The organism is Vreelandella arctica, from assembly GCF_037070215.1.
GTDB classification, from domain to species: domain Bacteria; phylum Pseudomonadota; class Gammaproteobacteria; order Pseudomonadales; family Halomonadaceae; genus Vreelandella; species Vreelandella arctica.
The window spans coordinates 1-8,752 of the sequence record NZ_JBANSN010000060.1; the positions used below are offsets into that span (position 1 = coordinate 1).

Consider the following 8,752-nt stretch of genomic DNA (forward strand, 5'->3'; position numbering starts at 1 on the left):
TCAGCAGCCGCGACAGCGTGGCTTGAGAGGGCCGGTCCTGGGCCAGGGGCGTTGTCCCGCGCGCATCGCTGCAGGCCAGCTGCCAGAGCGGATCACGGCGCAGCGTGTCGGTATCGCTGAGGTCGATCCAGCCCATCGCACGCTGCAGCACCAGGGTACGCAACTGGCTGGCCAGCGAATGAAGGATGCGCAGCGGGTGGCGTCGATCGACCAGATTGTCTTCCAGCGCCTCAATCACGCCGCTGTTGTCGAGGGCCTCACGCAACAGCAGAGCGCCGCTGTCGCTGGTAGTGCGCTGGCCGCTCAGCTCAACACGGACAGCGCCGTTGCATGAGGGCGTCCAGGTGGATAGGCTTTCATCCATAGCGGATGGCTCTCTTGGTTCAGATTCTTGGCGGAACACACTGAATTTTCAAGAGAATACCATCCGCTATCTTCGTTTTCGGGCCGGCCTCATGAATAAGCCGGGCTCAACACTATAAAGAGAAAGAGTGCTTCACATTGATGAGTGTTGTCCACGATATGGAAAGCTCATTTCAGACCAGGCTCGCTATAGTAGTGTTAGCGAATCCGCAGCCTAAACGTTCAGGAGTGGCCCATGAAAGCCGTCGTATTCGAGCAGTTCTCTACCCCGCCCACTATTCAGCAGGTGCCGGATCCGACTCCCGAACCCCACGGCGTCGTGGTCAAGGTGATGGCTAACGGCGTATGCCGCAGTGATTGGCACGGCTGGATGGGCCACGACCCGGATATCCGACTTCCCCATGTGCCGGGGCACGAGCTGTCCGGCGTGGTGGAGGCGGTGGGCAAGGACGTGACGAAGTGGCGGGTCGGGGATCGTGTGACCGTGCCGTTCGTGGGCGGCTGCGGCACTTGCTTGGAGTGCCATGCAGGCCACCATCAGGTGTGCGATCACCAGTTTCAGCCAGGGTTCACCCACTGGGGCTCGTTTGCCGAGTATGTGAGCATTCACTACGCCGATGTGAATCTGGTCGCGCTGCCGGACACCCTGACGTTCGATACCGCCGCCAGCCTGGGCTGCCGATTCGTGACCTCTTTTCGTGCGGTGGTAGGCCAGGTCCGTGTGTCGGCGGGTCAGTGGGTGGCCGTGCACGGCTGCGGCGGCGTGGGGCTGTCGGCCATCATGATCGCCAGCGCGGCAGGCGCGAACGTGGTGGCGGTGGATATTTCCGAGCAGGCCCTGGCACTGGCGCGCCAGCTAGGGGCGGTGGCCACGGTGAATGCCAATCAGGTGGCCGACGTGGTGGAGGCGGTGGCCGAGATCACCCTAGGGGGTGCGCACGTCTCGCTGGACGCGCTGGGCCATCCCACCACCTGCTTCAACTCCATCAGCAATTTGCGCAAGCGCGGCAAGCATGTCCAGGTGGGGCTGATGCTGGCGGACCACAGTACGCCCGCCGTGCCGATGAGCAAAGTGATCGCCAACGAGCTGGAAATTCTCGGTAGCCACGGCATGCAGGCGCACCGTTACGGCGACATGCTGGCGATGATCCAGTCGGGCAAACTGGCGCCCGAGCGGCTGATTGGCCGCCGCATCACGCTGGAGGAGTCGGTGCAGGCGTTGATCGATATGGATAAGTTCGAAGGCGTGGGGGTCACCGTGGTGACGGAGTTTTGAGCCGATGCTCCGCTAGCTGTTGCCACGTAATTCTTCGATATGGGTGTCGGCATCCACATTCAAATTACCGACTAACGCGACTTCCTTCATGAAGAGCTGGCTAGCGGGCGACAGGCTAGCCCCTTTGCGGGTGACCAGTTCGTAGGGCTCGCTACGTGAGCGTAAACGTATGGGTAGCCTGTAAACCATGCCAGCGTCGACGAAGGGAGTCGAGGCATCGACGGACATGAGCGCGACGGATGCCCGGTCATGGCGAAGCATCGAAATGCTCGTGAACGCAGAAGCCGTTTCGATAGGGTAGAGCGGAAACGGTATCTTGGCCTCGTGAAACTCGCGTTCCAGCAGCAGCCGCATCGGCATGTTGGCGGGATACACGATCCACGAGGTGTTGGCTAAATCGATCAATGTCAGCGCTGAGCGCTGAGCGAGCGGATTGTCAGGGTGGCAGATGACCGCCAGCTCCTCCTCGTGGATGTCCAGACTGGTGTACAGGTGCGGCCTTTGATTGACTCGCGACCGGCAGATGGCGGCATCGAGTCGACCGCGGTCAAGTAAGTTGAGCAGGCGTGCGCTGGTATCCTCGACTATCTCGATGGAGATTGCTGGCTGCAGGCTACGAACCCTTGACAATGCCGCCGAAATCAGGGGGACGGCCCCCATGATCAAGCCCACCGCCAGTCGGCCACCCCGGCCCTGCTGCATGCTTTCCAACTCTTCATGAAAGTGGGCTAGGTCCGTATTGATCAGCCGTGCATAGCGCACCGCACAGAGTCCCATGTCCGTCGTTTCCAGCCCCTTATGGGTACGTTGAAACAGCTGAACGTCCAACATGGCTTCGATTTCGTTGAGAGCCTTGGTGGCCCCAGGCTGGGTCAGCGCCACGGATTCGGCCGCTTTCTGCACCGTGCCATGTTCATGCAAGGCAATCAGCAGACGCAAGTGGCGCATGCGTAGGCGGGAGATGATCGACGTTAGTGTAGACATGAATTTTCGTTATACCGCTATCAGAGGTTGTCATTATCCAGCGCTGGGCCCCGTGAATATAGTCAATGCAGAAAGTCACTCTCTATTTCCGAATAATTAACAAAGACGACAACACGCTATGGCACTGATCAATTACGTGACCCAAGTTCAGTTCGGCGACGGCAGCGTCGAGCTACTGCAAGACGAATGCAACCGCCTGGGCATCCATCGCCCATTGATTGTAACAGATGAGGGTATTCAACAAGCGGGGCTGCTGGAACGGATTCAGCGTGTCCTGGATCATCCCGCCGCCGTTTTTACCAAGACGCCGCCCAACCCGAACGAGGGCGCGGTACGCGAGGCGGTGGCGTTTTACCAGTCCCAGCAGTGCGATGGTGTGATCGCGCTGGGCGGTGGTTCGCCCATCGATCTGGCCAAGGGGGTGGCGGTGAGCGTGGCGCATCCCGGACCGCTGCGCCAATTCGCCGTCATCGAAGGCGGCATGTCACGGATCACGTCGGCAACCGCTCCGGTGATTGCCATTCCGACAACGGCAGGCACCGGCAGCGAAGTCGGTCGTGGGGCCATTCTGATTCTCGACGATGGCCGCAAGGTGGGCGTGCTGTCGCCCCACGTGGTGCCCAAGCTGGCGATCTGCGATCCCGAGCTGACGCTTGGCTTACCTGCCCGCATGACTGCTGCGACGGGCATCGATGCCATCGCGCACTGCATGGAAACCTTCATGGCTCCCTCGTTCAATCCTCCGGCAGATGGCATTGCCCTGGATGGCTTGCGGCGCGCCTGGGCACATATCGAAACAGCGGTCAGCGAGCCGGGCAACCGCGAGGCGCGCACGAACATGATGAGTGCCTCCATGCAGGGCGCGCTGGCCTTTCAAAAAGGGCTTGGCTGCGTGCACAGCCTGAGCCACTCGCTGGGTGGACTCAATCCGTCGCTGCACCACGGCACCCTGAACGCCATCCTGCTGCCTGCGGTGATCCGCTTCAACGCCCAGGCCGACACGATGATCAAGGAGGACAAGTTGGCGCGGATGGCGCAGGCGATGAACTTGCCAACGGGCCAGGACGTGGCGGCCGCCATGCAGGCAATGACTAAGCGTTTGAACCTACCCACTGGCTTGGGCGAGCTCGGCATTACCTCGGCCATGTTCGACGACATCATCAAGGGGGCGCTGGCGGATCATAGCCACAAGACCAATCCCATCGATGCCAGCGCCAACGACTACCGCCACCTTCTCGAATGTTCGCTGTAAACCTCGGCGAGCGATTCCTCTGAACCATCGGGAGAGCAAAGTATGAGTACCACGTTGACCGGCCAGCAGTTCATTGGCGGCGAGCGCAGCGGCCAGGGCCAAGCGTCGCTGGCCAGCGTCGCCGCCGCGGATGGTAGCCACCATGATCTGGCCTACTTTCAGGCGACGGTGGAAGAGGTCGAGCAGGCGGTAGCGGCCGCCTCTGAGGCTTACCCAGATTTTCGACAGCTCTCGCCAGAAGCGCGGGCGCTGTTTCTGGAGGCGATTGCCGACGAGCTCGACGCGCTGGGCGATGACTTCATCAATGACGTCGTGCGTGAGACGGCACTACCCGCTGCCCGTATCAACGGTGAACGGGGACGTACCAGCGGGCAGTTAAGACTGTTTGCCGAGGTGTTGCGTCGAGGCGACTTTTTGGGCGCGCGCATCGATCTGCCGCTACCCGAGCGCACGCCCATGCCGCGTCTCGACCTACGTCAGGTCAAGATGGGGCTTGGGCCGGTGGCGGTCTTTGGGGCGAGTAACTTTCCGCTGGCGTTTTCCGTGGCGGGGGGTGATACCGCCTCGGCGCTGGCCGCTGGCTGTCCCGTCGTGGTCAAAGCCCACTCCAGCCACATGATGACCGCCGAATGGGTCGCACAGGCCATCGAGCGAGCGGCACGCAGCACCGCCATGCCTGCAGGCGTGTTCAACATGATCTATGGCAGTGGGGTCGGTAAAGACCTGGTACAGGCACCGGGTATCAAGGCGGTGGGTTTTACCGGTTCGCTGTCAGGGGGGCGGGCGCTGTGTGATATGGCCGCGCAACGCCCGGAGCCCATCCCGGTGTTTGCCGAAATGTCGAGCATCAACCCTGTCTGGCTGATGCCGGCGGCGCTGCGAGAAAGAGGTGAGCGCATCGCCACTGAGCTAGCGGCGTCGGTGACCCTGGGGTGCGGCCAGTTCTGCACCAACCCCGGGCTGGTGTTGGCGGTGGACTCCCCGGAAACGGAGCAGTTCATTGCCGCGTTGGGCGACGCCCTGGCGAGTGCCGATGAGCAGGTCATGCTCAACCGTCAAACCCTGGAGCACTATCAGCAGGGCGTCGCGCGGCTCGCCGAGCTGCCCGAAGTCACTCAGCTCACCGGGGGCACTGCCGGGCCGGGTCGTGCACGGGCGCAGCTGTTCCGCGCGACGCCCGATGCTCTCTTTAGGTCGGATCGTCCGCTGGAAGACGAGGTCTTTGGGCCGACTACCATCGTCGTGACGGTACCGGATACCGAAACGCTGGCGCGCTATTTCGAGATCATGCAGGGGCAGTTGACCATCACCCTGCAGGCCGAGCCGGAAGACCTCTCCGCCCACGCGGCGATGATGACGCAGCTAGAACATCGCGCCGGGCGCCTGCTGCTCAATGGCTATCCCACGGGGGTGGAAGTGTGCGATGCGATGGTTCACGGGGGGCCTTATCCAGCGACTTCCGATGCCAGGGGAACCTCGGTCGGCACGCTGGCAATCGACCGCTATCTACGCCCCGTCTGCTTCCAGAACTACCCCGATGCCTTCCTGCCGAGCGCCCTGCAAAACGCCAATCCATTAGGGTTGACGCGCTTGGTCAACGGGCAGCTCAGCCGAGACTCACTCGGTTAGCACGCCGGTTCACGCGCAGCACATCTCCACAATAAAACAACATAGGTTCTATAAAAATGATGTTCAAAACGCCAACTCTAAAACGTATCACGCTAAGTGCCTTGATTTTACCATTAAGCTTATCGGCGCTTCATGCGCATGCAGCGTATCCTGAACGCCCGATCCAGATGATCGTCCCCTGGGCCGCCGGAGGAGGCACCGATTCGATCGCAAGAACGATTGCAGTGGCGCTCGAGCAGGAGCTCGGCCAACCGGTCAACGTGGTCAATCGAGCCGGTGGCGGCAGCGTCGTGGGTCATACCGTGCTTGCCAATGCGGCCCCGGATGGCTACACCATCGGCATGATGACCGGCGAGATCAGCATGATGCACTGGCAAGGCCTGACGGCGCTCGATTACACAGACTTTACCCCTATTGCCCAGGTCAATTATGACTATGCGGGGGTTCAGGTCAGCGCCGAATCGCCCTACGCCAGCTTGGGCGAATTGATCGAGGCCATTCGCTCCCAACCAGAGGGTACCTTCAAAGCCTCTGGCGTCGGCCAGGGCGGTATCTGGCACGTGTCGTTTGGGGGGATGCTGGTCGACCAGGAGATCGATCCGCGCGCCGTGCGCTGGATTCCCAGTGAAGGGGCAGCTCCTGCTATGGTCGATCTGGTGGCCGGCGGTATCGATATCGCGCCTACGTCAGTACCCGAAGCACGCGCCATGATCGATGCCGGACGCGTCAAATCCCTCGCCATCATGGCCCCTGAGCGTAACCCCGTTTTTCCAGACGTTCCCACGCTGAAAGAAGAGATCAATTCCAATTACACCCTTGGCGAGTGGCGTGGCATTGGCGGGCCTGCGGGCATGGACGAGGAGGTCGTCGCAACACTAGAAGCCGCGCTGGAGAACGCCTCTGAAAGCGATATCTATCAAGACTTCATGAGGCAGCAGGGGTTCGGCGCGGTATGGCGTGATTCGGCCGACTTTGCGGACTTCATGCAAGAGACCGACGCCCTGATGGGCAATGTCGTAGAGAATCTCGGGCTCAAACGCTAGGGTATCGTCGCCATGCTCAATCGCTCTTCGCAAACGCTCGGTGAGTGTTTCTCAGGGGGTGTGGTGGCGGCGTTGGGCCTCTTCATCGTCATGGAGGCCCAAGGCTTTCCCACCTTGCCCGGCCAGCGCTACGGCGCCGCGCTGTTCCCGCTTATCATCGGCTATGCCATGGTCGTGGGCGGCGCCTGGCTGGCGTTAGCCAACCTTCGCCCCGTCATGCAGTGCTTCACCGTTTCTCGCCCAGTGAACCTCAAAGCGACAGCCTTGAACTTTCATCGTCTGTTCCTACCCGTCTGGCTGGTCATTGGCTATTTGCTATTGGCCGACACTCTGGGGGCGCTTCTGACGCTGGCGCTTCTGGTCGCCTTGCTCATGCTAGTGAGCGGCGTGCGGCCCTGGCTGGCGCTGGTGATGGCACTGCTGACGGCGGCAGCGATCTGGGTCGCTTTCGTTTACATGCTCAGGGTGCCTTTACCCCTGGGCACGCTCGTTAACGGATAATTGTATGGACGCTATTCTTAGTGGTGCCGAACTGGTCTTCAATCTGCAAACGTTGGTCGTGATTCTGGCGGCGGCAGCCTTTGGTATGTTCGTGGGTGCCATTCCCGGACTAACGGCGACCATGGCCGTGGCGCTGCTGGTGCCGGTCACGTACTTCATGGCGCCTATCCCCGCTATTGCGGCGATGGTCACCACTGCGGCGGTGACCATCTTCGCCGGCGATATTCCCGGCGCTTACCTTCGCATTCCCGGCACGCCTTCTTCCGCAGCTTATGTCGATGAAGCCTATGCATTTTCGCAAAGAGGCAAGGCCAGCGAGTGCCTGGGCATTGCCCTGGTGTGTTCCGTCACGGGCGGCATCGTTGGCACCCTCGTACTGATCTTCGTGGCCCCCTCTCTCGCAGAGTTCGCGCTCAATTTCAGTGCATTCGAGTACTTCTGGTTAGCGCTGCTGGGCCTGAGCTGTGCGGTCTTCATATCGCCGGGTTCGCACTTGAAAGCCGTGCTATCGCTGTGTATCGGACTCTCTCTGGCGACGGTGGGGCTGGATTCCACTACGGGGTCGCCGCGCTTTACGTTCGGCGTGACGGACCTGATGGGCGGGGTCAATTTCATTCCGGTGATGATCGGCCTCTTTGCGATTGCCGAAGTCATGAGGTTCACCGCCAAGCCCGCCGATACGCAGGCGGTGACGGTGAAAGACACCGGCAGCGTGTTCGGTGAGGTCAAGCCTTCGCTACGCAAGTACTGGAAATCCGTGCTGCGCGGTAGCGGCACGGGCAGCTTGATCGGGGTGTTGCCCGGTGCGGGGTCCGACATTGCCGCTTGGGTCTCCTATGCCGTCAGTCGGAAGTTTTCGCGCACGCCAGAAAAGTTCGGTTCGGGGCACTCGGAAGGCATCGTGGAAACCAGCTCGTCCAATAATGCCGCGGTTAGTGGCTCCTGGGTTCCGGCGCTGGTCTTCGGTATTCCTGGCGACACGATTACTGCCGTGGTCATCGGCGTGCTGTACATGAAGGGCATGAACCCTGGGCCCGCCATCTTCATGGAGGGGGGCAGCATGGTCTATGCGCTGTTCATGGTGTTCATCGTCGCCAACTTAGTGATGTTGCCCGTGGGATATGTCGCCATTCGCCTGGGCAAAGGGTTCGTCGCCACCCCCACCCGAATCGTCATGCCTATCGTGCTGGCCTTTTGCATTGTCGGGGCATACTCCATCAACAATTCGACGGTCGATGTCATGCTCATGCTGGGGGCTGGGGTCGCGGCCTACGGTTTGGGGCGCGCAGGCTTTCCGGCAGCGCCCATCATTCTTGGGTTGGTGCTCGGAGGGATGCTGGAGAAGAGCTTCATGAGCGCGATGATCCGCAGCAATGGCGATTTGTTGGCCTTCTTCTCCAGGCCCATCAGCGCCAGCCTGGGCGCGCTGGTGATCATGATCTGGCTGTTGCCGTCGTTGATACGTTTAACGCGATGGGCCACGGCCCCGCGTTAACGCATAAACAGCGCACTAAAGGAGGTGTTCAGGCCATCAAAGAAACTACAAAAACAATGTACACACTGCTCGTCAACCCTGTCTTTAACCCGCCTTATTCACGAGGGCGCTGATTGAGCGGTCTGAAGGTACTGGCTGTTGGCATTGCTTATCAGGATTCGCCTCTTCAGCGCGAGTGGCTGTTGAGTAATGCCAGAACGCAGCCCTTT

Annotated in this window: 8 protein-coding genes; 6 read left to right on the forward strand and 2 right to left on the reverse strand. The window is 60.8% G+C overall.

Annotated elements, in window-relative coordinates:
* Positions 1–364: transposase (locus V8L70_RS22115; RefSeq protein ID WP_431313238.1), on the reverse strand; the 364-nt coding region annotated here is incomplete at its 3' end.
* Positions 365–598: 234 nt separating this feature from the next.
* Between V8L70_RS22115 and V8L70_RS22120 the strand changes: the two genes are divergently transcribed.
* The gene (locus V8L70_RS22120; RefSeq protein ID WP_101146664.1) at positions 599–1,639 is read left to right on the forward strand and encodes a zinc-dependent alcohol dehydrogenase family protein; all 1,041 of its coding nucleotides are present in this window, start codon (positions 599–601) and stop codon (positions 1,637–1,639) included.
* A 12-nt stretch (positions 1,640–1,651) separates the two neighbouring features.
* Here V8L70_RS22120 and V8L70_RS22125 read toward each other — a convergent pair whose 3' ends face one another.
* Positions 1,652–2,623 (reverse strand): LysR family transcriptional regulator, encoded by a 972-nt coding sequence (locus tag V8L70_RS22125; RefSeq protein WP_101146663.1) that lies wholly within the window; start codon positions 2,621–2,623, stop codon positions 1,652–1,654.
* A gap of 118 nt (positions 2,624–2,741) precedes the next feature.
* On the opposite strand from V8L70_RS22125, the gene V8L70_RS22130 reads away from it, so the two are divergent.
* Genes V8L70_RS22130 through V8L70_RS22150 form a run of 5 tightly spaced genes read left to right on the forward strand, consistent with a single transcriptional unit; the run spans position 2,742 to position 8,543 of the window.
* On the forward strand, positions 2,742–3,875 hold the full coding sequence (locus tag V8L70_RS22130) for an iron-containing alcohol dehydrogenase (protein ID WP_101146662.1): 1,134 nt from the start codon (positions 2,742–2,744) through the stop codon (positions 3,873–3,875).
* Between the two features lie 42 nt (positions 3,876–3,917).
* On the forward strand, positions 3,918–5,504 hold the full coding sequence (locus tag V8L70_RS22135; RefSeq protein ID WP_101146661.1) for an aldehyde dehydrogenase (NADP(+)): 1,587 nt from the start codon (positions 3,918–3,920) through the stop codon (positions 5,502–5,504).
* 56 nt (positions 5,505–5,560) lie between these two features.
* Positions 5,561–6,547: a tripartite tricarboxylate transporter substrate binding protein gene (locus V8L70_RS22140; RefSeq protein ID WP_336270608.1), complete on the forward strand. Its 987-nt coding sequence runs from the start codon at positions 5,561–5,563 to the stop codon at positions 6,545–6,547.
* A 12-nt stretch (positions 6,548–6,559) separates the two neighbouring features.
* Complete coding sequence (locus tag V8L70_RS22145; RefSeq protein WP_101146660.1) at positions 6,560–7,048, forward strand: tripartite tricarboxylate transporter TctB family protein; 489 nt, start codon at positions 6,560–6,562, stop codon at positions 7,046–7,048.
* Positions 7,049–7,052: 4 nt separating this feature from the next.
* Complete coding sequence (locus tag V8L70_RS22150; RefSeq protein WP_101146659.1) at positions 7,053–8,543, forward strand: tripartite tricarboxylate transporter permease; 1,491 nt, start codon at positions 7,053–7,055, stop codon at positions 8,541–8,543.
* Positions 8,544–8,752 lie beyond the last annotated feature (209 nt).